Annotated in this window: 20 protein-coding genes and 1 tRNA gene; 9 read left to right on the forward strand and 12 right to left on the reverse strand. The window is 69.1% G+C overall.

What is annotated here, in order from left to right; genetic code table 11:
- Nucleotides 1-7 precede the first annotated feature (7 nt).
- The 8 genes from EDC64_RS08305 to EDC64_RS08340 form a co-directional block, all read right to left on the reverse strand.
- Nucleotides 8-790 (reverse strand): enoyl-CoA hydratase/isomerase family protein, encoded by a 783-nt coding sequence (locus tag EDC64_RS08305; RefSeq protein WP_132030824.1) that lies wholly within the window; start codon nucleotides 788-790, stop codon nucleotides 8-10.
- Complete coding sequence (locus EDC64_RS08310; RefSeq protein ID WP_132030825.1) at nucleotides 787-1,776, reverse strand: zinc-binding dehydrogenase; 990 nt, start codon at nucleotides 1,774-1,776, stop codon at nucleotides 787-789. The genes EDC64_RS08305 and EDC64_RS08310 overlap by 4 nt, the downstream gene beginning before the upstream one ends.
- Complete coding sequence (locus EDC64_RS08315; RefSeq protein ID WP_132030826.1) at nucleotides 1,773-3,968, reverse strand: acetate--CoA ligase family protein; 2,196 nt, start codon at nucleotides 3,966-3,968, stop codon at nucleotides 1,773-1,775. The genes EDC64_RS08310 and EDC64_RS08315 overlap by 4 nt, the downstream gene beginning before the upstream one ends.
- A gap of 126 nt (nucleotides 3,969-4,094) precedes the next feature.
- Nucleotides 4,095-5,810 (reverse strand): ABC transporter ATP-binding protein, encoded by a 1,716-nt coding sequence (locus EDC64_RS08320; RefSeq protein WP_207915988.1) that lies wholly within the window; start codon nucleotides 5,808-5,810, stop codon nucleotides 4,095-4,097.
- 23 nt (nucleotides 5,811-5,833) lie between these two features.
- Entirely contained in the window at nucleotides 5,834-6,907 is a 1,074-nt protein-coding gene (locus EDC64_RS08325) for a siderophore-interacting protein (protein WP_132030828.1), read from the reverse strand.
- 4 nt (nucleotides 6,908-6,911) lie between these two features.
- A complete protein-coding gene (fhuB, locus tag EDC64_RS08330; RefSeq protein ID WP_245504600.1) occupies nucleotides 6,912-8,894 on the reverse strand; it encodes a Fe(3+)-hydroxamate ABC transporter permease FhuB in 1,983 nt (660 codons plus the stop codon).
- On the reverse strand, nucleotides 8,887-9,768 hold the full coding sequence (locus tag EDC64_RS08335; protein WP_132030829.1) for an ABC transporter substrate-binding protein: 882 nt from the start codon (nucleotides 9,766-9,768) through the stop codon (nucleotides 8,887-8,889). The genes fhuB and EDC64_RS08335 overlap by 8 nt, the downstream gene beginning before the upstream one ends.
- Nucleotides 9,769-9,787: 19 nt before the next feature.
- Nucleotides 9,788-11,941, reverse strand: a complete 2,154-nt coding sequence (locus tag EDC64_RS08340) for a TonB-dependent siderophore receptor (RefSeq protein WP_132030830.1) — start codon at nucleotides 11,939-11,941, stop codon at nucleotides 9,788-9,790.
- A 252-nt stretch (nucleotides 11,942-12,193) separates the two neighbouring features.
- Between EDC64_RS08340 and EDC64_RS08345 the strand changes: the two genes are divergently transcribed.
- The gene (locus EDC64_RS08345) at nucleotides 12,194-13,072 is read left to right on the forward strand and encodes a helix-turn-helix transcriptional regulator (RefSeq protein ID WP_207915970.1); all 879 of its coding nucleotides are present in this window, start codon (nucleotides 12,194-12,196) and stop codon (nucleotides 13,070-13,072) included.
- Nucleotides 13,073-13,089: 17 nt separating this feature from the next.
- Nucleotides 13,090-13,875: an ATP-binding cassette domain-containing protein gene (locus EDC64_RS08350; protein ID WP_132030831.1), complete on the forward strand. Its 786-nt coding sequence runs from the start codon at nucleotides 13,090-13,092 to the stop codon at nucleotides 13,873-13,875.
- A 10-nt stretch (nucleotides 13,876-13,885) separates the two neighbouring features.
- Here the strand turns inward: EDC64_RS08350 and EDC64_RS08355 are convergent, their stop codons facing one another.
- The 4 genes from EDC64_RS08355 to def all read right to left on the reverse strand — a co-directional run bounded on the left by EDC64_RS08355 (nucleotide 13,886) and on the right by def (nucleotide 16,745).
- On the reverse strand, nucleotides 13,886-14,260 hold the full coding sequence (locus tag EDC64_RS08355; protein ID WP_132030832.1) for a hypothetical protein: 375 nt from the start codon (nucleotides 14,258-14,260) through the stop codon (nucleotides 13,886-13,888).
- Nucleotides 14,261-14,484: 224 nt separating this feature from the next.
- Nucleotides 14,485-15,222, reverse strand: coding sequence for a tRNA pseudouridine(38-40) synthase TruA (gene truA / locus EDC64_RS08360; RefSeq protein ID WP_132030833.1), 738 nt, complete (start codon nucleotides 15,220-15,222; stop codon nucleotides 14,485-14,487).
- Between the two features lie 8 nt (nucleotides 15,223-15,230).
- Complete coding sequence (fmt, locus tag EDC64_RS08365; protein WP_132030834.1) at nucleotides 15,231-16,151, reverse strand: methionyl-tRNA formyltransferase; 921 nt, start codon at nucleotides 16,149-16,151, stop codon at nucleotides 15,231-15,233.
- A gap of 75 nt (nucleotides 16,152-16,226) precedes the next feature.
- Nucleotides 16,227-16,745: a peptide deformylase gene (gene def / locus EDC64_RS08370; RefSeq protein WP_132030835.1), complete on the reverse strand. Its 519-nt coding sequence runs from the start codon at nucleotides 16,743-16,745 to the stop codon at nucleotides 16,227-16,229.
- Nucleotides 16,746-16,826: 81 nt separating this feature from the next.
- Between def and EDC64_RS08375 the strand changes: the two genes are divergently transcribed.
- The 7 genes from EDC64_RS08375 to EDC64_RS08405 all read left to right on the forward strand — a co-directional run bounded on the left by EDC64_RS08375 (nucleotide 16,827) and on the right by EDC64_RS08405 (nucleotide 25,075).
- Nucleotides 16,827-18,023 carry a DNA recombination protein RmuC gene (locus EDC64_RS08375; RefSeq protein WP_132030836.1) on the forward strand — a complete coding sequence of 399 codons (1,197 nt, stop codon included), beginning with the start codon at nucleotides 16,827-16,829 and terminating at the stop codon, nucleotides 18,021-18,023.
- Nucleotides 18,024-18,199: 176 nt separating this feature from the next.
- A complete protein-coding gene (gene mutM, locus EDC64_RS08380) occupies nucleotides 18,200-19,087 on the forward strand; it encodes a bifunctional DNA-formamidopyrimidine glycosylase/DNA-(apurinic or apyrimidinic site) lyase (RefSeq protein WP_132030837.1) in 888 nt (295 codons plus the stop codon).
- 75 nt (nucleotides 19,088-19,162) lie between these two features.
- Complete coding sequence (locus EDC64_RS08385) at nucleotides 19,163-19,936, forward strand: enoyl-CoA hydratase (protein ID WP_132030838.1); 774 nt, start codon at nucleotides 19,163-19,165, stop codon at nucleotides 19,934-19,936.
- 131 nt (nucleotides 19,937-20,067) lie between these two features.
- Nucleotides 20,068-20,152: transfer RNA gene (locus EDC64_RS08390), tRNA-Leu, on the forward strand.
- A 326-nt stretch (nucleotides 20,153-20,478) separates the two neighbouring features.
- Nucleotides 20,479-20,898 (forward strand): CopG family transcriptional regulator, encoded by a 420-nt coding sequence (locus EDC64_RS08395; RefSeq protein ID WP_132030839.1) that lies wholly within the window; start codon nucleotides 20,479-20,481, stop codon nucleotides 20,896-20,898.
- Nucleotides 20,899-20,944: 46 nt separating this feature from the next.
- On the forward strand, nucleotides 20,945-22,126 hold the full coding sequence (locus EDC64_RS08400) for an extracellular catalytic domain type 1 short-chain-length polyhydroxyalkanoate depolymerase (RefSeq protein WP_132030840.1): 1,182 nt from the start codon (nucleotides 20,945-20,947) through the stop codon (nucleotides 22,124-22,126).
- A 222-nt stretch (nucleotides 22,127-22,348) separates the two neighbouring features.
- Complete coding sequence (locus EDC64_RS08405; RefSeq protein ID WP_132030841.1) at nucleotides 22,349-25,075, forward strand: S8 family serine peptidase; 2,727 nt, start codon at nucleotides 22,349-22,351, stop codon at nucleotides 25,073-25,075.
- Nucleotides 25,076-25,104 lie beyond the last annotated feature (29 nt).

Genomic DNA, 25,104 nt, shown 5'->3' on the forward strand with positions numbered 1-25,104 from the left:
GGTCCGGTTACCTGCCTTTGAAGACGGGAGTGCGCTTTTCGAGGAAGGCCGTGCGGCCTTCGGCGAAATCCTCGCTCGCGAATAGCAGCCCCTGGCCGTCTGCCTCCGAGGGCAAAAAGGCGTCGAGCGCCACGGGGTGGCGCGCCAGCATCGTCTTCGCCAGGGCGAAGGCTGCGGACGGCCCGGCTGCGATGGCGCGCGCGCGGTCCAAGGCGGTCTCCAGCGCGGCGCCCGGATCGCAGGTGAAATCCGCAAGGCCGATGCGCGCAGCTTCGGTGCCGTCCAGCGTCTCGCCGCAGAACACCAGCCGGCGGGTCGCCCCGAGGCCGATGCGCCAGGGGAGGGTCCAGAGTGCGCCCATGTCCGGCATCAGGCCGATACGTCCGAACGCGCTGGTAAATCGCGCGGAATGCGCCGCGACCACCACGTCGCACGCGGCCGCGAGCCCGAGGCCGGCACCCGCCGCATGGCCTTCGACGGCGGCGATCACCACTTTCGGGCCCCCCACCAGGAGCCGGACGATGCGCTGGAGCCGCTCGACGCGGGCACGTCCCTGCAAAGCGGCGCCGGGTTCCATGGCGGCGACGTCGCCCCCGGCGCAGAACGTGCCGGCGGCCCCGGTCATGACGATGGCGCGGACCGTCTCGTCCGCCATGGCCGAGGCGAGGCGATCGTGCAGGGCCTCGCGGAGCGGCCCGGTCAGCGCGTTGCGCCGGTCGGGCGCATTGAGGGTGAGAACCGCGACCGCATCGCGCCGGGCGAGGAGAACGGGTTCGGCCGCCGCGTTCACAGCGCCACCACGGCCTTGCCGAGCATCCGCCGGTCGGCGATGCGCGCCAGTTCCGCCGGGACGGCGCCGAGGCCCTCGACCACCGTGATGGGGCCGGAAAGCGCCCCCTCGGCGATCGCGCGCAGCACGCGGTCGGCCGCCCCGCGCAGAATATCCGGACGGCGCCAGCGATAATGGCCGAGCACCATGCCGAGAACCGCGCGGTTCTTCACCAGGAGGCGATTGGCTGCAAAGGTCGGAACCGTGCCGCCCGCGAAGCCGACGATGACATAGCGTCCGTCCCAGTCCAAAAGATTGGCGGCCGCTTCGGCGAACGCCCCGCCCACCGGGTCGATGACGATATCGGCGGCCTCGCGGCCGGCAGCCTGGAAGCGCTCGCGGAAATCGGGGCCGTAGGTCAAAGCCGCGTCCGCCCCGGCATCGCACGCGAGGGCACACCGCGCCGCATCGCTGGCCGCCGCGACGACGTGCGCGCCGTGCCATTTGGCGAGCTGGACCGCGCACATCCCGACGCCGCCGGCCGCGCCGCCGACCAGGACCGTCTCTCCGGCTTGAACGCCACCGCGCTCCACCAGCGAAATCTCCGCCGTCAGCGCGACCGAGAGCAAGGCCGCGGTGCGCAGCGTGTCGCACGCATCGGGCAGGACGAATGTCTCCGCCGCGTTCGCCACCGCGAAGGCGGCGTGGCCGCCGTCATAGACCAGGGCCGCCACCCGCGTGCCGATCGGCAGATGCGTCGCGCCCGGACCGCATTCCGCGACGTGGCCGACCACCTCCATGCCCGGAGAAAAGGGCAGGGGATGCTTGTTCTGATGGAGGTTGCGCACCATCAGCACGTCGACATAGGAAATTCCCGCGGCCGCCACCGCGATCAGCACCTGTCCCTCGCCCGGCCGCGGCTTCTGCATGTCGGCGAGCGCGAGCGCCGGCGGATCGCCATAGGCGCGGCAGATCAGAGCGGACATGAGGCTCGCTTGCGCGGTCATGACGGGTCCCCCGCGCGCAGGGTGAGCACGGCGTCGAGGGCGATGGCGCCCGCGCCGCGCGGGCGCACCAGGAACGGATTGATGTCGAGGCTTTCGATCCGGTCGGCATGGGCGGCGGCGAAGCGGGACAGGTCGCTCAGCGCCTGGGCGAGGGCCTCCAGATCGGCCGGCGGCCGGCCGCGCACGCCGTCGAGCAACGCGGCGCCGCGGATCTGCCGGATCATGTCGATGGCCTCCGCCGGGCCGAATGGCGCGCGCCGCAGCGCGACGTCCTGGAGCAGCTCGACCAGGATGCCGCCGAGGCCGAACATCACGATCGGACCGAAGATCGGGTCGACCTGCACCCCGAGAATGGTCTCCACCCCGTCGCGGGTATCGATCATCGGCGCCACGAGGCAGCCCTCGATCCGCGCGTCCGGCGCATGGGCGCGGCCGGCGGCGAGGATGCGCGCGGCGGCGTCCCGCACGGCCTGTTCGGAGTGCAGATCGAGCGCCACGCCGCCCATGTCGGTCTTGTGGAGGATGTCGGGAGACAGGATCTTCACGACAACGGGAAAGCCGATCTCCCGCGCCGCCTGGACGGCGGCTTCCGGATCGGCGGCCGCGCGGGCCTCGGGCACCGGCAGGCCGGCCATGCCGAGCAGCCGCAAGGCGCCGCGTTCGTCGAGGACAGTGTCGGGGAGGGGGAGCTGTGCCATGGCGGGCGGTGGCGCCCTCAAATCAGGCGACGTGGAGAGCCGCGCCATGATCGCGGCGGTCCGCACGGCGCTGTCCGGCTCGGTGAAGACTAGGCATCCGCAGGCCTCGTAGGCGCGGCGGACCGCTGGCGTAACGGCGCCCGAAATCGCGATATAAACGTCGGGGTGACGGTCGCGAACCTGCTGCCAGACCTTCTGGATGCGAAGGCCGCTTTCGTCGGTATGCCCGGCGCCGGCATTGAAGCAGACGATGCTGCCATAATCGTGCTCGGCGAGCACCACCTCGACCATCTCGGCGAACCGGCCGAGATCGCCAATCATCTGGCCCGTCACGTCGACCGGATTTCGGGTGCCGGCGAAGGGGACGATCGCGCGGATTCGGTCCTGGGCCTCCGGGCCGAGCGGCGCGGGATCGAGACCTCCGGACACCGCCTCGTCTGCCATCATCACCCCGACTCCCCCCGAGACGGTGATGAGGCCGATCGTCTTGTTCTTGGGGCTGCGCCCGACGGCATAGGCGTAGCCCAGCTCGAACCATTCGGCGACGCTGCGTGCCCGGTAGGCGCCGTATTGGGCGAGCACCGCGTCATAGACCGCGTCCGAACCGGCGAGCGAGGCGGTATGCGAGGCGGCCGCCTCGGCGCCGATCGCGGTGCGGCCCACCTTCAGGGCGATGACGGGCTTGCCTGCGGCGCGGGCCTGCTCCAGCGCCGCGATCAGCCGCGGGCCGCTCCGCGCGCCCTCCATGTAAACCAGGATCACCCGGGTCCGCGGATCCTCCGCGAGATAGGCGATGCCGTCCGCCACATCGACATCCACCTCGTTGCCGGTCGTGATCCAGCAACTGAAGGACAGGCCGCGATCCTGGGCGAGGTTCGCGACATAGCCGCCGAACGCGCCCGACTGGCTGACGAGGCCGATCGCCCCGCCCGTGGGAAAGCGCGGCCGGAAGAAGGGGCAGAAGCTCGCCACCAGTCCGGCATCGATATTGGCGATGCCGAGGGTGTTGGGGCCGAGGATGCGCATGCCGGTGCGGCGCGCGAGATCGGCCATGGCCGCTTGGGCGGCCAAGCCATCGGCGCCGATTTCGGCAAAGCCCGAGCTGAACACCACGGCGGCACGGGTGCCGCGGGCGGCACAGGCCTCGAGCGCGTGAAGCACGCCGGCGGCCGGGATCGCGACGATGGCGAGATCCACCGGTTCGGGGATCGCCGCGATATCGGGGACCGCGCGATAGCCGGAAATCTCCTCCGCCTTCGGGTTGACCGGGAAGACCGCGCCGGGAAACCCATATTCGCGCAGCATCGCGACCGGGATCGCGCCGATCTTTCCGGGCGTTCCGGATGCCCCCACGATCGCGACCGAGCGCGGGGTCAGCAATGGCGCGAGCGATGTCGTCTCGATGTTCGCCGCCGGGCCGATGCCGGGCGCCGATGCGGCGAATTCGGGAGCGAACGCGCCGGGGCGGGCAGGGGAGGCGCCGAAAAGCGACATGCGGAACACCGATCACAACGAGGCGGGCACGCGGGCGTGCACAGGAGAATTTAATACAGTCGAATTAAATTCTCCTGTCAACGGTGCCGCCCCCGGCCTGTCCGCACCCCCCGGCCGTGGCCGCGCTCAGTCCGCGAACTGGGTGCTGTAGAGGCGGGAATAGACGCCGCCCCGCTGCAGCAGATCGAGATGGCCGCCTTGTTCGACGATTCCGGCCTTCGTCACCACCACGATGCGGTGCGCGTTGCGGATCGTCGACAGGCGATGGGCGATGACGAGGCTGGTGCGTCCTTCGGACAAGGCGGCGAGCGACCGCTGGATCTCGCGCTCCGTCTCGCTGTCGAGCGCGGAGGTCGCCTCGTCGAGGATCAGGATCGGCGGGTCCTTCAAGAACATGCGGGCGATGGCGAGCCGCTGCTTCTGGCCGCCCGAAAGCTTGACCCCCCGCTCGCCGATCCGGGTGTCGAGGCCCGCCGGAAGGCCGGCGATCATCTCCTCCAGATGCGCCCGGCCGGCGGCGGCGCCGATCTCCGCGTCGCTGGCGCCCAGTCGGCCATAGGCGATGTTCTCGCGGATCGTGCCGCTGAACAGGAAGACGTCCTGCTGCACGATGCCGATCCGGCGGCGCAGCGAAGACAGGCTCACGTCGCGGATGTCGTGGCCGTCGATTGTGATGCGGCCGGCGGTCGGCTCGTAAAAGCGCGGGAGAAGGGAACAGATCGTGGTCTTGCCGGCCCCGGATGGTCCGACGAAGGCGACCGTCTCGCCGGCGCGGATGGTCAGGTCGATGTCGCGCAGGACGGGCTGGCCCCTGCCATAGGCGAAGCTCACCTTCTCATAGCGGATTTCGCCGGCCACCGCGTCCAGCGCCTGGGCGCCGGGCCGGTCGGCGATGTCGGGGGCGACGGCGAGGAAATCGAGATAGGAGCGGAAGCCGGCGATCCCCTTGGGGTAAATCTCCACCACCGCGGTGATCTTCTCGATGGGGCGGAAGAACACGCCCACCAGAAGAAGAAAGCTGACGAAGCCGCCATTGCTCAACTCGCCCCGGATCACGAACCAGGTCCCGGCCACCATGACGATCACCTGGGTCAGCCGCATGCCGAGATAGTTGAGCGAAGCATTCGCGGCCATGATCCGGTAGGCCGCGAGCTTCGTCGTTCTGTAGAGCGCATTGTCGCGCGCGAACAATTCCCGCTCGTGGTCTTCATTGGCAAAGGCTTGAACAACGCGAATACCGCCGACATTCTCCTCGATACGGGCATTGAAGGCCCCGACCCGGCCGAACAAGGCGCGGAAATTCTCCGTCATATGCCGCCCGTAATGGCTGGTCGCCCATCCGACCAGGGGGACGATCGCCCCGGTGATGAGCGCCAGCGGCACATTGACCGTCAGCATCAGCAGAAAGGCGCCGATAAAGGTCATGATGGCCAGGAAGACGTCCTCGGGCCCGTGATGGGCGACCTCGCCGACCTCCTCCAGATTCTTGGTCAGCCGGGCCACGAGGTGGCCGGTTTTCTCGTTGTCGAAGAAGGAGAAAGACAGTTTCTGGACATGGTCGAAGGCGCGCCGCCGCATCTCGGTTTCGATGTTGATGCCGAGCATGTGGCCCCAATAGGTGACCACCGCCATCAGTCCGGTATTGAGGAGATAGATGACGAGAAGCCCGGCGGCGGCGAGGACGATGAGGTCCCAATCCTGGGCCGGCAGCAAGTGGTCGACGAACAGCTTCACCGCCATCGGGAAGCCGAGCTCCAGCAGCCCCGACACGATGGCGCAGGAAAAATCCAGGATAAACAGCCATTTATACGGGGCGTAATAGGCGAAGAAACGGCGGAGCAGGGGCATCTAAAACACTTATTAGCTCAAGCGGCGAGATCGACGCCTTGATGGCCCAGCCGCCAATAGGCCGCAACCGTCTGGCGGGTTCGGAGCAGTCCTTCCTGCGCGAGGCGGGCGCGCAGGGCGCGGGCGGCGGCCTGCTCGCAGCCGATCCAGGCCGAGGCGGCGGCGCGGTCGGCGGGCCAGTCCAGCGCGGCGACGGCTCGGAGGAGGAGATCGGTGGTGCCGGCGGGCGCGCCGCCGCGGTGCAGCCAGCGCAGATCGAGCCGGGCGGGCGAGGCGAGGGGCTGCTCTTCCGCCGCATCGGCGACCTCGATGCGCACGACGGCCTGCGCCGTCGCGGGCAGCAGTGGCAGCATGCGGGCGATGGCGGGAAGGGCGGTCTCGTCGCCGGCGAAGAGAACCCAATCGGCCGCCTCCGGCAGCGCGCCGCCCGGGCCGAGCAGGCCGACGCGGGCACCGGGGCGGACCGTGCGCGCCCAATCCGAACCCGGTGCCGTTCCGGCGTGCAGCACCACGTCGATGGCGAGTTCGCCGCGGTCCGGATCGACCGCCCGCACGGTATAGACGCGCGGCGTCAGCCCATCCGCGCCGCTCGGCCAGACGGTCCGGCCGTCGGAGGCGCAATGCGGCCAGACCGGCGGGCGCCCTGCAGGCGGGATGAGGACGCGGACATGCAGGCCGCCGGTGGCGAAATGCGCCGCATCGCCCGCCAGCACCACGCGGCGCATGCGCGGCGTGATGGTCGCGGCGTCGACCACCGTCATCTCGCGAAAATAAGGAATGTCGCGCCGGCCGGCATCGTGGCCCTGCCAGGCGAAGGACGGGAGGTCGGTCCCGGCGCAGCCCGCCACGTGCTCGGCGACCGCCATCTTCAGCACCGAAAGCTGCGCCTCCGACCCGCCCGCGACACGAACCAGCAGGCTCCCGGGTTCGGGACGCAGCTCCACGCGGCCGAGTCGGCCTTCCAGAACGGCGCCCCCGCCGTCCAGCGCCGTCAGGCGGGCGTGCGGGGCGAAACGGGCGCGCAGCGTGTCCAGCATGCCGGCGGGATCGGCGAGGGGAATGCGGGCAGAAGCCCGGAGGGGAGCATTCATCGCGTCATCCTCGGTGCGCGGGGCCGCGCTGCAGGAGCCAGATGAGATAGGGGCCGCCCACCAAAGCGGCGAACAGCCCGACGGGGATCTGATAGGGAAAGGCGAGCGTGCGGCCGAGCCAGTCGGCCAGGATCAGCACGTTCGCGCCGATGAGCGCGGCGGCGGCGAGAAACACCGTGCCGCCGGCAAAACCCAGGAGCCGGGCGAGGTGCGGCCCGAGGAGGCCGACGAGGCTCAGCGGCCCGACGAAGAAGGTGGCGACCGCCGTCATGAGCGCCGCGAGGACGCAGAGCGCCAGACGGGCCGCGGTGAGGGGCAGTCCCACGCCGCGGCTCACCGCGGAGCCGAGTGGCAGAATGTCGATCCAGCGGGCGAGCAGCGGCAAAGGCGCGAGCAGAACGAGCGCGGCCAGCGCCATCGCCACCGCTTCCGGCGGACCGACCTTGTCGGTGGAGCCCGACATCCAGACCAGCAGGCGAAAGGTGGTCCAGCCGCCCGCCGCGAACACGGCCGAGAGCACGGCGAGGCCCATGCAGCCGAGCGCAATGCCGGCCATCAGCAGGCGATCGGCGCCGAAGCCGGTCCACAGGCCGATCAGGAGGATCGCGAGGAGGGCGGCGAGCGCCCCCGCCGCGCTGCCGGCCATCAGGGTGGCGGTGCCGGGCGCGTCCGCCAGGAGCAGGACGGCGGCGAGGCCGACGCCGGCCCCCGCGCCGACGCCGAGGACTTCCGGCCCCGCCAGCGGATTGCCGGTCAGACGCTGCATCAGGCCGCCCGCCGCGCCGAGCAGCGCCCCCGCGCTCGCGGCGGCGACGATGCGCGGCAGACGGAACGGCAGGAGGTCGGCGAGCAGCGGGCTGCCGGCGATCGCCCACCCGTCCAGGTCGCGCCCGACCAGGAGGACCACGGCGCCGACAAAGACGCCTCCCGCCAGCAGAAACGCCAAGGTGCGCCATGGCGCATGAAGTCTTTGGATCGGTGCCGCCGCCGCCAGGACCGGCGTCGTCGGCTTCAGTTTCGGCAACATCCAGAGCAGAAGCGGGCCGCCGAGAAGGCCGATGGCGGCGCCGGTCGGAACGAGGTCCCCGCCGGCGACCTGGATCAGTCCGTCCGCCAGCCACACGAGCAGGCTGCCGATCAGCGGCGCGGCCAGCAGGATCTGGCCCTGGGTGCGGGCGCCGCTCGCCCGGGCGAGCGCGGGCGCGGCGAGACCGACGAAGCCGATGATCCCGACCTGCGCGATGACACTCGCGGCCAGTCCTACCGCGACACCGATCACGATGGCCCGGATGGCATGAAGCCGGACGCCGAGGCCGTGCGCACCGGCATCGTCCAGGGACAAAACGGCGAGCGGGCGAAGCAGCGCGGCGGCGGCGGCCGCGCCGAGGGCGAGCTGCACGGCGAGGGCCTGGGCGGCGTGCCAGCTCTGCTGGTGCAGCGATCCCGCGCCCCAGATGAAGACGGAGAGCACATATTCCCCCCGCGCCAGGATCAGCGCCGAACTCGCCGCCGCCGCCATCAGCGAGAGGGTCATGCCCGCGATCACCACCGTGATCGGGTCGAGCCCGCGCCGCCAGCTCATGGCGAGGACGAGCGCCACGGCCGCCACCCCGCCGGCAAAGGCGACGCCTTCGCGGGAGACGGCGAGAAGCCCCGGCGCGAAGGCGAGCGCGAGCGTCAAAGCGAGCTGCGCGCCCGAGGCGATGCCCAAGGTCGAGGGATCGGCGATCGGATTGCGCAACACCCTCTGCAGCAGCGCCCCGGCGAGGCCGAGCGCCGCCCCGGCGAGGAGCGCGGTGGCCGCCCGCGGCAGAAGGCTGTGCCAGAGGATGGCGGCGTGCAGACGCCGCACCGTGGCGGGGTCGCCGTCGATCGGGGGCAGGCGGACGAGGCCGGCCAGAAGCAGCGCGCACCCCAGCGCGAACAGTCCCGCCCAGGCCGGCAGCGAGCGGCGGAACGCGGACGCGACCGGGACGGGATCAGTCAAAACGCGCCCCTGCGGGGTCGAGCAGGGCGGCGGACAACAGGCGCGCGAAGCGCTGCGCCGTCGGCAGCCCGCCGAACGGATTCATCGCGCCGAGCTGGAGGACGCGCCCCGCTTGCACGCTCGGAAACGCGGCCCACATCGCGCTCTCCGGCAGGAGACGCCGGGCATCCGGCGGCACCGGCGGCAGCACCACGATCCAGGCCTCGGGAAAGCGCGCCAGCGCCTCGATGCCGATCGGCGCGGAGGCGGAATAGAAGGTGCGCGCGCGCCAGGCATTGGTGCGGCCGAGCCGGGCCAGAACTTCGCCGAACATGCTGTCCGGGCCGAACACGCGGAAATGCCGGGCATCGCCGAGATTGACGACGATGAGCGGCCGGTCCTCCACCCGTTTCAGGTCGTCGCGGGCGCGCTCGATCCCGGCATGGGTCGCCGCGATGAGATCGCGCGCGGCGCCTTCGCGTCCCGTGGCGGTGCCGAGGCGCCGCGCCGCGTCCTCGGCGCGGGCGAACGGCGGATCGCCGCGCGCATAGACCGAGATCGTCTCGACCGGCGCGATGCGGCGCAGCTTCGGCTCCATCTCGGCATAATAATTCGAGCTGAAGATGAGGCTCGGCCGGGCGAGGCGCAGGGCCTCGAAGCTCGGCGTGCCGCGCAGGCCGATATCCACCACGCGCGGCGGCACCGGCGGCTCCACCGCGACGGCGCGGAACAGAACGAGTTCGGCGGCCGCGACCGGCGTGACGCCCATGGCGAGCAGGGTTTCCAGCAGCGCCCAATCGAGCGTGGCGAAGCGCGGCGCCTCGGACCCGGCGCCGCGCACCCCGAGCCCGAGCGCCGCGGCGGCGAGAAGGCCGCGCCGCGTGAGACGGGTCATCGCCGCCCCGCCGCCAGGCTCACCATTTGTAGGTGACCGTCGCGACCACGGTCCGTCCGTCGCCGTAATAGCAGCCGAAGAAGCCGCAGCTCGCCACATAGGTCTCGTCGAAAATGTTGTTGACGTTGAGCTGGGCCTTGAACGGGCCGCGCTCGTAATGGATCGCGGCATCGAACAGCGTGTCGGCGGCGAGCAGGATGCTGTTGTCGTCGAGGGCATAGCGGTCGCCGACATAGCGCACGCCGCCGCCGCCGCCGAAACCGGCAAACTGGCCGCTCGGCACGGTATAATCGAACCAGAGATTGGCCATGTTCTGCGGCACGTTGGCCGGCCGGTTGCCGGCATTGAGGCCCTGCGTGATCTCGGCATTCATATAGGTGTAATTGGCGATGAGGTTGAGCCCGTCGGCAAGGCTCGTGGTGGCCGACAGCTCGACGCCCTTCACCTGGACCTCGCCGGTCTGGGTCTGATAGCTGATGCCGCCGATCAGCTCCGAGGACAGGACGTTGGTCTGCTTGAGGTCGTAGAGCGCGGCGGTGAAGAAGCCGTTCCAGCCCACCGGCTGGTATTTGACGCCGAGTTCGTATTGCTCGCCCTTGGACGGCTGGAACGGGGCGCCGCCGAGCGCGGTCGGCATATTGCCGATCACCGGCTCGAACGAGGTGGAATAGCTGACATAAGGCGCGACGCCATTGTCGAACAGATAGGTGAGGCCGACCCGGCCGGTCAGCGCCTCGTCGTCCTGGTTCTGCACCGTATTGCCGAAGCTCGTCAGCGTGGTCGAATCGGTCGTGGCCCAGTCCTGCCGGAGGCCGACGGTGAGCATCCAATTGCCCAGCTTCATCTGGTCCTGGGCATAAAGGCCGGCTTGGCTGAGCACCCCGTCGACCAGCGAGACATAGGTCGGCGTGTTGAGGATGGACATGTTGTAGACGGGGAAGAAGATGTTGATCGGCGGCGCGCTGCCGAATTCGGTCGTGTTGCTCTGGCTGAAGTGGCGATAATCGAAGCCGAGCAGGAGGGTGTGGCTGATCGGGCCGGTCGAGACGTCGCCCTGGATCTGGGTGTCGATGGTGATGGTGTTCTGATCCTCGCCATTCACCGAGGTGCCGCGCTGCCCGATGGCGGGGTCGGTGGTGCTCAGGCCGCTGAAATAGAGGCTGCGATAATCCCAGTCGAGCTTCAGATAGCGCGCATTCTGGCGGACCTGCCAGGCGTCGTTGAACCGGTGCTCGAATTCATAGCCGATGCTGGCCAGCGTGCGGTCCGAGGAATCGAACGACGGGTCGCCGAGGAACAGGTTGCGCGACAGCAGATTCTCCGCCGGCGGGCCGACCGTATAGGCCGCCGGCAGTCCGACGGGCGTGCCGGACTGGTCGTACTGGACATTGGCGAGAATGGTGAAGCTGGTATCGTCGCTCGGCTTCCAGGTGATGGCCGGGGCGAAGAAATAGCGGTCGTCGTCGACCTGATCGGTCTGGGTTCCGCCCTGGCGCACCAGTCCGGTGAAGCGATAGGCGACGTCCGCCCCCGGGGCGAAGGCGCCGCCGAGATCGAAGGCGCCGCTATAGCGGCCGAACGTTCCCGCCTGGGCCTGGACTTCGCCCAGCGGATCCCAGACGGGACGCTTGCTGATCATGTTGATGAGGCCGCCAGGATTGCCCTGTCCGTACAGCACCGAGGCCGGGCCGCGCAGCACGTCGACGCGCTCGAGGCCGTACGGCTCGATCGACACCGCGCCGGCGTCGCGCATCAGCTTCAGCCCGTTGAGATACTGGCTGTTGGCGGCGGAGAATCCGCGGATGATCGGCGCATCGAAGCGCGGATCGGTGCCGAAAGGCTGGCCGAGCACGCCGGCGCTGTAGTCGAGCGCCTGGCCGACATTCTGCACGGCGCGGGCGTCCATCTGGTCGCGGGTCACCACCGAGATGGATTGCGGCACTTCGAGGATCGGGGTGTCGGTCTTCGAGCCGGTGAGGGTCTGGCGGGCGACATAGCCGTCGATCGGGCCGGTCGGCGATTGCCGGGTCGCGGTCGCCTCGACATTCACCTGTTCGAGCGCGATGGCCGTCGCGGCCTGCTGCGCCCGGGCCGACCCGGACACCAGGATCGCCCCGATGCCGGCGCCCGCCAGCACCACTGATCGTCCTAGACGGCGCGCCAATCCAGTCATTCTGTCATCCATCCGCCGCTTGCATTAGTTAAGAACAATTCAAATCTAATAGCCATTTCCGAAGACGTGGCGTTGTTCGTTCATACCAATGGCCTTTGCGAGGGGATTGTCCGTTCCTCTTGCGCTTTGATATTTTTTGGCTTGTTATTGCGCTGCATGACAGAAGCTTTGACGCTTGGCCACCGGGCGCGGCGCTCTTCATAGGAGTTCAAACTCATCTTCGGATCTGCTTCGGCCGGAAATGTGCGCGCGATGACGTTCAAGCCCCGCATGACGTCGCGGCTGGAAGGCATCACCGTCCTCGACGAATTGAGCTGGCGGCGCTGGAACGGCGTGGTCGCCGATGTCTGGCACGTGCGCTGCGCGGCCGGCGCGCGCGGGCACTATGTCTCGAACGATGCGCGGCTGTTCGTCGTGCTGGAGCGGCATGGCGGGTCGACCAATGTGCAATTGTCCGCCCATGGCACGGATGTGTCGCCCCACCCCACGCCGCATCATATGAGCTTCGTGCCGGCCCATATGCCGCTCTGGTCGCGCATCGACGAGCCGCTGCGTCTGCGCCATCTCGATCTGCATTTCGACGTCGCGACCTTGAGCGAGCGGCTGGGCGAGGACCTTGCGCCCGACCGTCTGGCGACGCCGCGTCTGGGCTTTGCCGACGACCGGCTGCTGGCCCTCGCCCGGCTGATCGCCGCCGAATGCAGCGAGCCGGGACGCCACGATCTTTATGGCGACAGCCTGGTCATGGCGCTGTTCATCGACGTGCTGCAGCTCGGCCGGGCGACGCCGGCCCGGCGCACGCCGCTGACCGAGCGCCAGCTGCGCCGGGTGACGGCCTTCATCGAGGAGAATTGCCTGCGCAACATCCGCCTCGGCGAACTGGCGGAGCTGACCGATCTGTCGCAATCCTATTTCAGCCACGCCTTCAAGGCGGCGACCGGCCTTCCCCCGCACCAGTGGCACATGAAGGCGCGCATGCGCCGGGTCGAGGCGATGCTGGCCCGGCCGGACCTGCCTTTGACCGAGATCGCGGCGGCGGCGGGCTTCGCCGATCAGGCGCATTTCACGCGGACGTTCCGCCGCCTCGCCGGGGTGACGCCGGCCGCCTGGCGGCGGGCGCAGCGCACGTGACGCCTCCGGAGCAAAGCATGACGCCTGGTGCCCCGATGTTCGCGCTCGACGGCGCGACCTATGCCATTCCCGGACGCGTCCTGCTGGAGCCGGTCACCCTGGAGATCCCGGCGCGGCGGGTGGTCGGCCTGATCGGGCACAACGGGTCCGGCAAATCGACCCTGCTCAAGCTTCTCGCGCGGCAGCAGCCGCTGACGGGCGGCACCATCCGCTTCGCCGGCACGCCCCTCGCGGCGTGGGGGCACCGGTCCTTCGCGCGCAAGGTCGCCTATCTCCCGCAGCAGACGCCCGCCGCCGCCGGCCTGCTGGTCAGGGAACTCGTCGCCCTCGGCCGCTATCCCTGGCATGGCGCACTCGGCCGGGTCACGGCGCAGGACCGCGCTAAGGTCGAGGAGGCATTGGTGCTGACCGGCCTCCTCCCATTCCGGGACCGGCTCGTGGACACGCTGTCGGGCGGCGAGCGGCAGCGGGTGTGGATCGCCATGCTGGTGGCGCAGGACCCCGCCTGCCTGCTGCTCGACGAGCCGATCTCGGCGCTCGACGTCGCCCATCAGATGGAGGTGCTGTCGCTGATCCAGCGCCTCGCCGACGAGCGCGGGATCGGCGTGGTGGTCGTCCTGCACGACGTGAACATGGCGGCGCGCTTCTGCGACGACATCGTGGCGCTGCGGGCCGGGCGGCTGCTGATGCGCGGCGGGCCGGACGACATCATGGATCCGGACGCGCTCGAGACGATCTACGACGTGCCGATGGGGATCATCCCGCACCCGGTGTCCGGCCGGCCGATGAGCTTCGTGCGATAGGGCGCCCGGCCTATTTCGGGCGCACGCGGTCGATCAGCGGGATGAAGCCCTGGAGGCTGGTCGCGACCCGCCGCGCCGCGATGGCGACCCAGGATCCGTCGGCGTCCGCGGCCAGGGCATTGAGGCGGCTGGCCTGGGCGCGGGCCTGCTCGTGGCTCGGATAGGTGCGGGCCTCGTCGAGGAAGAAGGCGCCGCCGGGCATCAGCCGCGCGGGGCCGGCATCGTAGCGGATCTCGGTCTCGATGCCGTCGAAGAACACCCAGGCCGATGGCGCCGACCGGACCCAGCGGGCCACGACATAGCCGCCGCCGACATCGCCCTGCACCGGACCCATCGCCGCGGCACGCCGCCGGTCGCCGCCGAGGAACGAGAAATCGAAAACCATGTCGCACACCTCAGGGCCGCTCCCGATCGGAGCGGCAGAACTCTTTCCCGGAACGCTTTCCCAGAACGTGGAGACGAGGGGCGCCCGGAGGGCGTCTCACCGTCTCCCTACGGAAGGTCGCTTCGCCCCCCCGACCGGACCAGCGTCCCCGAGGGGAGAGGCTGGCGAGGGATCAAGCCTGAGCCGGCTCGTTTGTTCCTGTGCCCGCATGTCGCAGGGTGACGTCAATAAGAGACGGCACTCAAATAGAGGCCGGCGGCGGGGGCCATGGGGCCGCAGCGCGCCCGGTCGCAGGCGTGGAGCGCGGCTTCGAGATCGTCGGCACTCCACCGGCCTTCGCCGACCCGCATCAGGGAGCCGACCATGGAGCGGACCTGATGATGCAGGAAGGAGCGGGCCGAGGCGGTGACGCGGATTTCCGTGCCGTGCCGTTCGACGTCGAGCTGGTCCAGGGTCTTCACCGGCGACGCGGCCTGGCATTCGGCGGCGCGGAAGGTCGTGAAATCGTGCCGGCCGAGCAGGCGCTGCGCGGCGTCGTGCATCGCCGCCGCATCGAGCGGCTGGGGCACCCGCCACGCCCGGTCGCGGTCGAGGGTGAGATCGGCGCGGCGATTGACCAGCCGGTAGAGATAATGCCGCTTCACCGCCGAGAAGCGCGCGTCGAACTCCGCCGCCGCCCGTTCGGCCGCGACCACCGCGACGGGGTGGGGGCGCAGATGCGCGGTGAGGCCGTCGCGTACCGTATCCGGCCGCCAGTCGCGGGTGAGATCGATATGGGCCACCTGGCCGATCGCGTGCACGCCGGCATCCGTCCGGCCGGCGCCGGCGACCACGACGCGTTCCCCCGAGAGGCGCTCGATCGCGTCGGTCAGCACACTCTGAACGGTCGCGTGACCGGCCTGCATCTGCCAGCCGGCGAAGGGCGTGCCGTCATATTCGATGACGAGCTTGTAGCGGGGCATCGGCCGCCTCAGCCGAGGCGGGACCCGGCGGGCAGCGCCGCGCCGTTCCGGAACGCGTCCGCCGCCATGGGCTGCTTGCCCGCGCGCTGCACCTGGACGAGCCGGACGGCGCCGTCGCCGCAGGCGATCAGGAGCCCGTCATCCAGAATTTCGCCGGGCGCGCCGGCGCCCGTTCCGAGGGTCGCGCGCAGCACCTTGACGCGCGTGCCGTCCGCCAAAGCGAACCAGGCGCCGGGAAACGGCGCGAGGCCGCGGATCCGATTGTGCACCTCGGCGGCGGGCCGGGCCCAGTCGATCCGCGCCTCGTCCTTGCCGATCTTGTGGGCATAGAGGATGCCGGTCTCCGGCTGCGGCTTGAAGTCGAGACCGCCGCGTTCCAGCGCCGCGAGCGCCCGGCCCATCAGATCGGCGCCGATCACCATCAGGGCGTCGTGCACGTCGCCGGCGCTCTGGTCCGGACCGATCGCGATCCGCTCCATCAGCCCGACCGGGCCGGTATCGAGTCCGGCTTCCATCCGCATCACCGCGACGCCGGTCTCCGGATCGCCGGCCATCACCGCGCGCTGGATCGGCGCGGCGCCGCGCCAGCGCGGCAGCAGCGAGGCATGAAGATTGAGGCAGCCGAGCGCGGGCGCGTCCAGCACCGCCTGCGGCAGGATCAGGCCATAGGCCACGACCACCGCGACATCGGCGCCGAAATCGCGCATCTGCGCCGCGGCCGCATCGCCGCGCAAACTGGCCGGGGTGAAGACCGGAATGCCGAACCGCTCCGCCACCGCATGGACCGGGGAGGGGACGAGGTCGAGGCCGCGCCGGCCGCCGGGCGCCGGAGGCCGGGTGAAGACCGCCGCGACGTCGTGGCCGCGCCCGACCAGTTCGGTGAGGGTCGGCACGGCGAAATCGGGCGTCCCCATGAAGATGATGCGCATTCGGTCCCGTCTGGCTTTTGCGTCCGGCTCCGGCGTCGCGCGCGGCGTCGGCTCGGCGTCTGGCTTGCTTGCGGCTCAGCCGGCGGTCTCGCGCTTTGCCGCCTTGACGAATTTCTTGGTGACGCGGTCGCGCTTCAGCTTGGACAAATGATCGATGAAGAGCACGCCGTTGAGATGGTCGATCTCGTGCTGAATGCAGGTCGCGAGAAGGCCGCTCGCCGCCCGCTCGACGCTTTTGCCGTCGAGCGTGGTGTAGCGCACCGTCACCTCCGCCGGCCGCTCCACCTCCTCGTAATAATCGGGGATCGACAGGCAGCCTTCATTGTAGATCGACAGCGCTTCCGAAACCGAGACGATTTCCGGGTTGATCAGGGCGAGCGGTTGCTTGGGCTCGTCGTCCCGCGCGATGTCGATCGTCACCACGCGCTTCAGCACGCCGACCTGGGGGGCTGCCAGGCCGATGCCCGGCGCGTCGTACATGGTCTCGAACATGTCGGCGACCAACGCCCGCGTCTGCGCATCGACGGTCTCGACCGGAGCGCAGATCTGCCGGAGCTTCGGCTCCGGTATAATGAGGATTGGACGTAGGGCCATGCTTGGCAGATAGGCGAAGCCGCAGCACCCGTCAACATGTTCGCCCTTTGTTCGGTGGACGGAATCGTCTAAGAGGGCAGGATGCGCGACACTCTCTTCCAGATCGGGGATCTCCCCGTTTCCTTCGGCCTGTTTCTGGCTGTGTGCGGCGGGTTTGCTCTGCTGCTGCTCTCGGTCCAACTGGTCGCCGCGCGCCGGGCTTCGGCGTCGCGGGCGGCGGAGGCGGAAGAGATGGCCGCCCATGCGCGGGAACTCGAAGCGCGCCTGCGGGATCTGGCGCGGATCCAGGCCGAGACCACCGGACGGGTGCAGAGCATGGCGGAGGTGCTGGCGCAGCGCCAGAGCGACCTCGCGCGGGCGGTCTCGGAGCGTCTCGATTCGACGTCGCACCGGCTGGGGGAGAGCTTTTCCACCGCCGCGCGCGCCACCCATGAGAGCCTGACGAAGCTCGCGGAGCGGCTCGTCATGGTGGAAAAGGCGGAGAAGAGCCTCGCCGACCTCTCGACCCAGGTGGTGTCGCTGCGCGACACGCTGTCGAACAAGCAGGCGCGCGGCGCCTTCGGCCAGGCGCGGATGGAGGCCATTGTCGCCGACGGCCTGCCCAAGGGCAGCTTCGCCTTCCAATATACCCTTTCCAATGGAAAGCGTCCCGATTGCGCGGTGTTTCTGCCGGGTGATTCGCGCCCGCTGCTGCTCGACGCGAAGTTTCCGCTGGAAAGCGTGACCGCGTTTCGCGAGGCGCCCTCGCCCGAGGCGCGCAAGGCGGCGGCGGCGCGCCTGACGACGGACATGATGAAGCACGTGACCGACGTCGCCGAACGCTACCTCGTGCCGGGCGAGACCCAAGATATCGCCTTGATCTTCGTGCCGTCCGAATCGGTCTATGCCGAGCTGCACGAGAGCTTCGACGCGGTGATCCAGCGCGCCTTCCGCGCCCGCGTGGTGATCGTCTCGCCATCGCTTCTGATGCTGGCGATCCAGGTGGTTCAGGCCATCTCCAAGGATGCCCGGATGCGCGCCCAGGCCGACCGCATCCGCACCGAAGTCGGCGCGCTGGTGGCGGACGTCACCCGCCTGCGCGACCGGGTCGGCGACCTCTCCAAGCATTTCGGGCAGGTCGGCGACGATGTCGCGAAGGTGATGGTGTCCGCCGACAAGATCGCCAAGCGCGGGATGCGCCTCGAACTGCTCGAGTTCGAAGACCCGCCGGCGCCCGTTGCCGCGGCGGCGGTCGATGACCTCGCATTGGGCCTCGGCGCCCGCGGGGCGGCGGAATAGCGGTTTGCCGGCTTATTTGTTTTTCGGAGTCGCAGGGCGTTTTTGCTCCTTTTACCCTGCGTCAGACGCGTGCGCGATCCGGCTTGCACCGGCGCACAGGGCCGCTAGCTTCATCTGAACGTCATGAATCGGTGGCGGACCGCGAAGGCGCGGGCGCCGCGGGGTTGAAGGATCAGATGCCCGAATTGCCCGAGGTGGAAACGGTCCGCCGCGGCCTCCTGCCCGTTCTCCAAGGTGCGGTCATCGAGCAGGCGGAGGCGCGGCGCCCCGATCTGCGCTGGCCGCTTCCCGAGAATTTCGCCGATCGCCTCGCCGGCCGCCGCATCGAGGCGGTGGGACGGCGCGCGAAATATCTCCTCGCGGACCTCGACGGGGGCGAAGTCCTGATCCTGCATCTCGGCATGTCCGGCTCGATCCGGATCGAGGGCTGGGAGGGATCGCGCGCCAGCCGGCCCGGGGCCTTCCATCACCCGCGCGGCGCGCCCGGCCCCCACGACCATGTCGTCCTCCATCTGGCCGGCGGCGCGACGCTCACCTTCAACGATCCGCGCCGGTTCGGTGCGATCCTCCTCGTCCCCTATGACCGGCTCGACAGCCATCCGCTGCTGCGCAATCTGGGGCCGGAGCCGCTCGGGAATACCTTCCACGCCGCCTATCTCGCCGAGGTCTGTGCCGGGCGGCGCACCAGCCTGAAGGCGGCCCTGCTCGACCAGAAGGTCGTGGCGGGCCTCGGCAACATCTATGTCTGCGAGGCGCTGAACCGCGCCCGCCTGTCGCCGCGCCGGCTGGCCTCCACCCTCGCCACGCGCAGCGGCGCGCCGACGCTGCGGGCGGAGCGCCTGGTCGTCGCGATCCGCGACGTGCTGCGGGAGGCGATCCTGGCGGGGGGCTCGAGCCTGCGGGACCACCGGCGGGTCGACGGGGAACTCGGCTATTTCCAGCATGCGTTCCGCGTCTATGACCGCGAAGGGAAGGCCTGCCCGACCTATCGCTGTCCGGGCACGGTCGCGCGCATCGTCCAGAGTGCCCGCTCCACCTTCTTCTGCCCGAAGTGCCAGCGCTGAGGTGGAGCCTTTCCTTCGCCGCGCATCGTGCTTTAGAGGAGACGGGACGCACGCGCCGCGATCCGGGAGGAAGCCATGACCTATGAGACGGTGAAGGTTGAGACGCACGGCCGGGTCGGGCTGATCCGGTTCGACCGCCCGCAGGCGATGAATGCGATCAATATCCAGCTGATCCGCGATCTTTCCGCCGCGCTCGACGCGCTGGAGGGCGATCGCGGGATCGGCTGCCTCGTCCTGACCGGCTCGGAGCGCGCCTTCGCCGCCGGGGCGGACATCAAGGAGATGCAGAACTTCACCTATCCCGACACCTATCTCGACGATTTCATCACCTCCTGGGAGCGGCTGTCGCGCACCCGCAAGCCGATAATCGCCGCGGTGGCCGGCTTCGCGCTCGGCGGCGGGTGCGAACTCGCGATGATGTGCGACTTCATCCTGGCGGCGGACACCGCCAAATTCGGCCAGCCGGAAATCCGCCTCGGCGTGATGCCGGGATCGGGCGGCACGCAGCGGCTCGCGCGCTTCGTGGGCAAGTCCAAGGCGATGGAAATGTGCCTGACGGGGCGGATGATGGACGCCGTCGAGGCCGAGCGGTGCGGGCTGGTGTCGCGCATCGTGCCCGCGGCCGATCTGGTCGCCGAGGCGCTGAAGGTCGCCGGCGCGATCGCCGACATGTCGCTGCCGGTCGCCATGATGACCAAAGAGAGCGTCAACCGCGCCTTCGAAACCAGCCTCGCGGAAGGGGTGCGATTCGAGCGGCGGCTGTTCCAGTCGCAATTCGCGCTCGCCGACCAGAAGGAAGGCATGGCCGCCTTCATCGCCAAGCGCCCGCCGAACTTCAACGCCGGCTGAGCCGCCGGCCGGGGCGCCGGGGTGCCGGTGGGGGAACGGGGCGGAATTTCGCGCCCTCCCGCGCGCGCCCGTTGACAAGCCCCGACCCTCTCCCTTATGTGACGCCTCCCGCCGGTCCTCGGACCGGCGCGGCCCAGGTGGCGGAATTGGTAGACGCGCTGGTTTCAGGTACCAGTGGGTAACACCGTGGAGGTTCGAGTCCTCTCCTGGGCACCATCGGCTTGTTCGGCCATTGATTTCATTGGTGTTTTTTCGGTTTTTCCCTCTCCTGGGCACCATCGGCTTGTTCGGCCATTGATTTCATTGGTGTTTTTTCGGTTTTTCCCTCTCCTGGGCACCAATCGACCTTGTCTCTGAAGGTCAGGCACTCCCGAAAATCGCTGAAAATGCTGGATGTCCCGAACCGACAGGTCCGGGACGGTCCGGCTTTTTCCATTGTCCGCGGACGGGGCGCCCCCGGCGGAATAGGCCAACGCCCTTGTAAAGCCACTCTTGCCTTCCATATACCATCCACACGGATGGCGTGGGGAGGGAAGGTCAGAATGGCTTTGGTAAAAATGCCGGCCGGCGGGAAGGTGGCGGAGAGCGAGAAGATCACCATCAATCTCGGCCATGTCGATCTCGGGCAGGTCGACCTCCTGGTCGCGGAGCGGTTCTATTCCAACCGCACGGACTTCATCCGCACCGCGATCCGCAACCAGCTCGACCGCCACGCCGATGCGGTCAGGAAGGCGGTCGATGTCCATCGCCTCGAACTCGGGCTGCGCCATTATGGCCGCACCGACCTTGAAGCGGCGCAAGCGGCGGGGCAGAAGCTGCACATCCAGGTTCTTGGACTCGCGGTGATCGATGCCGACGTGTCCCCCGACCTCGCCCGCGACACCATCGCCTCCATCCGCGTGCTCGGGGCGCTCCAAGCGAGCCATGCGGTCAAGGCCGCCTTGAGCGGACGCATTCTTTGACGTTTCCGTCCGCGGCGACGCCTTTCCTCCTGTGGAAGCTGATTTCATGACCAAGCCCTTGCCGACCGTCGACATGTTCGAAGTCACCCGCCTCACCCGCGCGGGGCGGCTCACCGAAGCCATGGCCATGCTGCGCGGGACCGACCCCGCCGCCGCGCCTGCCGGGGCGGAGGCGCCCGCGGACGGTCCGCGCACCCTCGATCTCACGCCTCCGGACGGCGACGATGCGGTCTGGACCCTGTCCGGGGCGACGGCGCGGCGCGCCGCCGGCCTCGCCGAAAAATCGCTGCCGGAGGGCATGAAAGCGTGGCGGGACCGGCTTCCGCCGGCGCTCGGCGACGGCGATGCCGACCGGTACGGGCCCGCGGTTGCACCCGGCGCGCGCTTCGAGACGCGCACCTTCACCAATGAAGCGGGAAGCCGCGCCTACCGGCTCTATGTCCCGAGCCGCTTCCGCGGGGCGCCCCTGCCCTTGATCGTCATGCTGCACGGCTGCACGCAATCGCCCGACGATTTTGCCGCCGGCACGCGCATGAACGAGGTCGCCGAGGAGCACGGCATCCTGGTGGCCTATCCCGCGCAGTCCAAGTCGGCGAACGCCTCGAAATGCTGGAACTGGTTCAACGGCGCCGACCAGCAGCGCGATCGCGGCGAACCCTCGCTGATCGCCGGGATCACGCGCGAGATCCTCGCGGCCTTCCCGGTGCCGGCCGGCCGGGTCTATGTCGCCGGGCTGTCGGCGGGCGGCGCCGCCGCAGCGGTGATGGGAGAGACCTATCCCGATCTGTTCGCCGCCGTCGGCGTGCATTCCGGGCTGGCCTGCGGCGCGGCGAGCGATGTCGCCTCCGCGTTCGGCGCCATGCGGGGCGGCGCGTCGGGGGGATCGCCGCGCCGGGCGTCCGGCAAAGGCCTGCCGACCATCGTCTTCCACGGCGACCGCGACTCGACGGTGAACCCGGTCAATGCCGATCAGGTGATCGCCCAGGCCCAGGCCGAGGCGGCGCTTCCCACCACCGTCAGCCAGGGCACGACGCCCGCCGGCATGCGGTTCACCCGCAAGGTCGCGACCGACGCGGCCGGCCGCGCGGTGCTGGAGCAATGGACGCTGCACGGGGCGGGGCATGCCTGGTCCGGCGGCAGCCCGGCCGGCTCCTATACCGATCCGAACGGGCCCGACGCGAGCCGGGAAATGGCCCGGTTCTTCCTGCAGGCCGCGCCTGGGGCGTGACGGGTCCGCGACAGGGCCGTGCCGGACCGCGGCGGCATCGCCCTCCTGCACGCCGCGCCCGGCGCGGTGTCGAAGTATAGATAGCCGGGTCAAGGCTACGCCTTAGTCTATTCTTACAAAAACTTTCATCTCCGCTTTGAAAAGAGCCTATGGAAATTCTCGGCGCGGAAACTATTATGCGGCCCGATTGCTCATAGGTTCCGATTTCGAGAGGGCTGCGGGATGTCGACCCCCTATATTCCTTTGGACCCGTTGTTCGCGCAACAATGGCATCTTTACAATTGGGGGCAGGACATTCTCGGTCTGCCCCAGGTGCCGGGCGCCTATCGCAACGACATCAATGTGACGCGGGTCTGGACCGATTATACCGGCGCGGGCGTGCTGGTCGGCATCGAAGACGGCGGATTCCAGGTCGAGCACCCCGACCTCGCGCCGAATTATGTCGCCGACAAATCCTACAATCTCGACACCAACGCGCTCGGTCCGGCGGTGGACGCCCACGGCACTTCGACCATGGGCCTGATCGCCGCCGCCGAGAACGGCATCGGCGGCGTCGGCGTCGCCTTCGGCGCGCAGGCGATCGGCTACAGTTCGAGCGATGCGCGGCTCCCCTCGAACTTCATCACGGCCGTCGCCCACATGTTGTTGGACGGCGTCGACGTCAGCTCCAACAGCTGGGGGGGTCCGGATATCCACCATTTCCGGGACGAGCGGCTGGCTTATGCCAATGCCGTCCTCAGCCTCGCCCAGATGGGGCGGGATGGCCTCGGAACGGTGACGCTGTTCGCCGGCGGCAACGACCGGGCGGAGGGCGAGAACACCAATTATTCGGTCTTCACCTCCTCGCCTTACGCCATCACCATCGCGGCGGCCAATGTCGACGGCACCGTGACCAGCTATTCGACGCCGGGGGCGAGCATCCTCGTCGCGGCACCGGGAAGCGGGAGCAATCCGAACTCCGGCAATTCCAACACCATTCCGAGCATCGTCACCACCGATCTCCTCGGCACGGCCGGCTATAACAAGCTGCCGGACGGCGACTATTCCAACGTCCTCGACACCACCCCCGTCGGCGAGGACGAGGTGCGCGCCGCCGGCTTCAACGGCACCTCCGCGGCGACGCCGATCGCCGCCGGCGTCGTGGCGTTGATGCTGGAGGCCAATCCCCTCCTCGGCTATCGCGACGTGCAGGAAATCCTGGCCTATAGCGCCAAGGCCGCGGAGGGCGTCGCCACCTGGACGGCCAACGGCGCCACCGACTGGAACGGCGGCGGCCATCTCTACAGCAACGATCTGGGCTTCGGAAACATCGACGCCCTGGGGGCGGTGCGCCTCGCCGAAACCTGGCAGAAGCAGAGCACCTTCGACAATCTCGTGAAGGCCAAGGCCGAATTCACCACCCCGACCACCTTCATCACGCCCGGCGCCCCGCAGACCTTCACCGTGCGCTTCACCGAGGCGCTGCGGGTTCAGCATGCGACCATCGATTTCAGCTTCATCGCGCAGCCGGGGGTGACCAGCTTCGACGGGCTCAGCTTCACGCTCACCGGCCCGAACGGTCACGCCGTCAGCCTGTTCCCGACCCCGGCGACCCCCGTCGCGGTGGAGGAGAACCAGCTCTTCCTCACCGTCGACACAGTGCACGACTGGGGCGAGCTCAGCACGTCGGGCGACTGGACCCTGACGATCACCCAGACCGGCACCAGCTACGGCTTCCTCGTTCCGAAAGCCGAGCTGACGCTGTACGGCGACGCGGCCGGGGCCGGCGAGACCTTCATCTATACCGACGATTATGCCCGTCTGGGCGCGGCGGAAGCCGACCGGGCGATCCTCGGCGCGACCACCGTGGGCCCGCACACCCTCAACGCGGCGGCGGTGACGTCCGACACGACGATCGACCTGTCGCAGCACATGGCGACGATCGCCGGGGTGGCGACGACGATCGGCAGCAGCATGGTGTTTGCGAGCCTGGTCACGGGCGACGGCAACGACACTCTGGTCGGCGATGCGGGGGACACGACGGTCTTCTCCGGGCGCGGCATCAACACCGTGGATGGCGGGGCGGGCGTCGATACGCTGTGGCTGCTGAAGGGCGTCGGCGAGTATGTTCAGGCCGGCTACGGCACCGAAATCGTGCTCTACGGGGCGGCCAGCCAGGACATTCTCACCGGCATCGAGGCGCTCAAATTCGCCGACGGCACGCTCACCTTCGGCACCGATCCGATGGTGAACGAGGTGTTCTATGCCTTCCGCAATCCCGATCTGTTCGCGGCCGGGGTGGTGGCGGACGTGCATTATGCCGATGTCGGCTGGCGCGAGGGGCTCGACCCGAATGCCTGGTTCGACACGACGGCCTATCTCGCCAAGAATGCCGATGTCGCGGCGGCGGGGATCAATCCGCTGGTGCATTTCGAGCAGAACGGCTGGTGGGAGGGGCGCGATCCCTCGGTCAATTTCGACGTCTCGCTCTATCTGGCGTTCAATCCGGACGTCGCGGCGGCGGGCATGGATCCGCTGCTGCATTATCTGCAATACGGCATCGTCGAGGGGCGCCAGACCAGCGTCGTGGTCGACGGCGCCCATCTCCAGGGCGATTTCGACGCCACTTATTATCTGCTGGCGAATTCCGACGTCGCCTTGGCGGGAGCGGACGCGTTCACGCATTACCAGCAATATGGCTGGAAGGAAGGGCGCCGGGCGGACGCCTATTTCGACACCTCCTTCTATCTCGCGCAATATGCCGACGTGGCGGCGGCGGGGATCAACCCGCTGACGCATTTCGAGACCTATGGCTGGCACGAGGGCCGCAACCCCTCGCAGGATTTCGACACCAGCGCCTATCTCGCGGCCTATGCCGACGTCGCGGCGGCGGGCATCGACCCGCTGGAACATTATCTGCGCTACGGGCTCGAAGAAGGCCGCTCCTCCTTCGCCTGGGACCTCGTCTGATCTTTTCGGATCGATACATTCCGGCGCAG

This window comes from Aquabacter spiritensis, from assembly GCF_004346185.1.
Taxonomy (GTDB): Bacteria; Pseudomonadota; Alphaproteobacteria; order Rhizobiales; family Xanthobacteraceae; genus Aquabacter; species Aquabacter spiritensis.

What these genes read in the sequence shown, in the direction of transcription:
- EDC64_RS08315 (WP_132030826.1), bottom strand. Translation starts at nt 3,968, where the DNA reads ATGTCGCTTTTCGGCGCCTCCCCTGCCCGCCCCGGCGCGTTCGCTCCC.
- def (WP_132030835.1), bottom strand. Translation starts at nt 16,745, where the DNA reads ATGGCCCTACGTCCAATCCTCATTATACCGGAGCCGAAGCTCCGGCAG.
- EDC64_RS08335 (WP_132030829.1), bottom strand. Translation starts at nt 9,768, where the DNA reads ATGACCCGTCTCACGCGGCGCGGCCTTCTCGCCGCCGCGGCGCTCGGG.
- mutM (WP_132030837.1), top strand. Translation starts at nt 18,200, where the DNA reads ATGCCCGAATTGCCCGAGGTGGAAACGGTCCGCCGCGGCCTCCTGCCC.
- truA (WP_132030833.1), bottom strand. Translation starts at nt 15,222, where the DNA reads ATGCCCCGCTACAAGCTCGTCATCGAATATGACGGCACGCCCTTCGCC.
- EDC64_RS08350 (WP_132030831.1), top strand. Translation starts at nt 13,090, where the DNA reads ATGACGCCTGGTGCCCCGATGTTCGCGCTCGACGGCGCGACCTATGCC.
- EDC64_RS08385 (WP_132030838.1), top strand. Translation starts at nt 19,163, where the DNA reads ATGACCTATGAGACGGTGAAGGTTGAGACGCACGGCCGGGTCGGGCTG.
- EDC64_RS08395 (WP_132030839.1), top strand. Translation starts at nt 20,479, where the DNA reads ATGGCTTTGGTAAAAATGCCGGCCGGCGGGAAGGTGGCGGAGAGCGAG.
- EDC64_RS08310 (WP_132030825.1), bottom strand. Translation starts at nt 1,776, where the DNA reads ATGACCGCGCAAGCGAGCCTCATGTCCGCTCTGATCTGCCGCGCCTAT.
- EDC64_RS08340 (WP_132030830.1), bottom strand. Translation starts at nt 11,941, where the DNA reads ATGACTGGATTGGCGCGCCGTCTAGGACGATCAGTGGTGCTGGCGGGC.
- EDC64_RS08375 (WP_132030836.1), top strand. Translation starts at nt 16,827, where the DNA reads ATGCGCGACACTCTCTTCCAGATCGGGGATCTCCCCGTTTCCTTCGGC.
- EDC64_RS08355 (WP_132030832.1), bottom strand. Translation starts at nt 14,260, where the DNA reads ATGGTTTTCGATTTCTCGTTCCTCGGCGGCGACCGGCGGCGTGCCGCG.
- EDC64_RS08400 (WP_132030840.1), top strand. Translation starts at nt 20,945, where the DNA reads ATGACCAAGCCCTTGCCGACCGTCGACATGTTCGAAGTCACCCGCCTC.
- EDC64_RS08405 (WP_132030841.1), top strand. Translation starts at nt 22,349, where the DNA reads ATGTCGACCCCCTATATTCCTTTGGACCCGTTGTTCGCGCAACAATGG.
- EDC64_RS08345 (WP_207915970.1), top strand. Translation starts at nt 12,194, where the DNA reads ATGACGTTCAAGCCCCGCATGACGTCGCGGCTGGAAGGCATCACCGTC.
- fmt (WP_132030834.1), bottom strand. Translation starts at nt 16,151, where the DNA reads ATGCGCATCATCTTCATGGGGACGCCCGATTTCGCCGTGCCGACCCTC.
- EDC64_RS08325 (WP_132030828.1), bottom strand. Translation starts at nt 6,907, where the DNA reads ATGAATGCTCCCCTCCGGGCTTCTGCCCGCATTCCCCTCGCCGATCCC.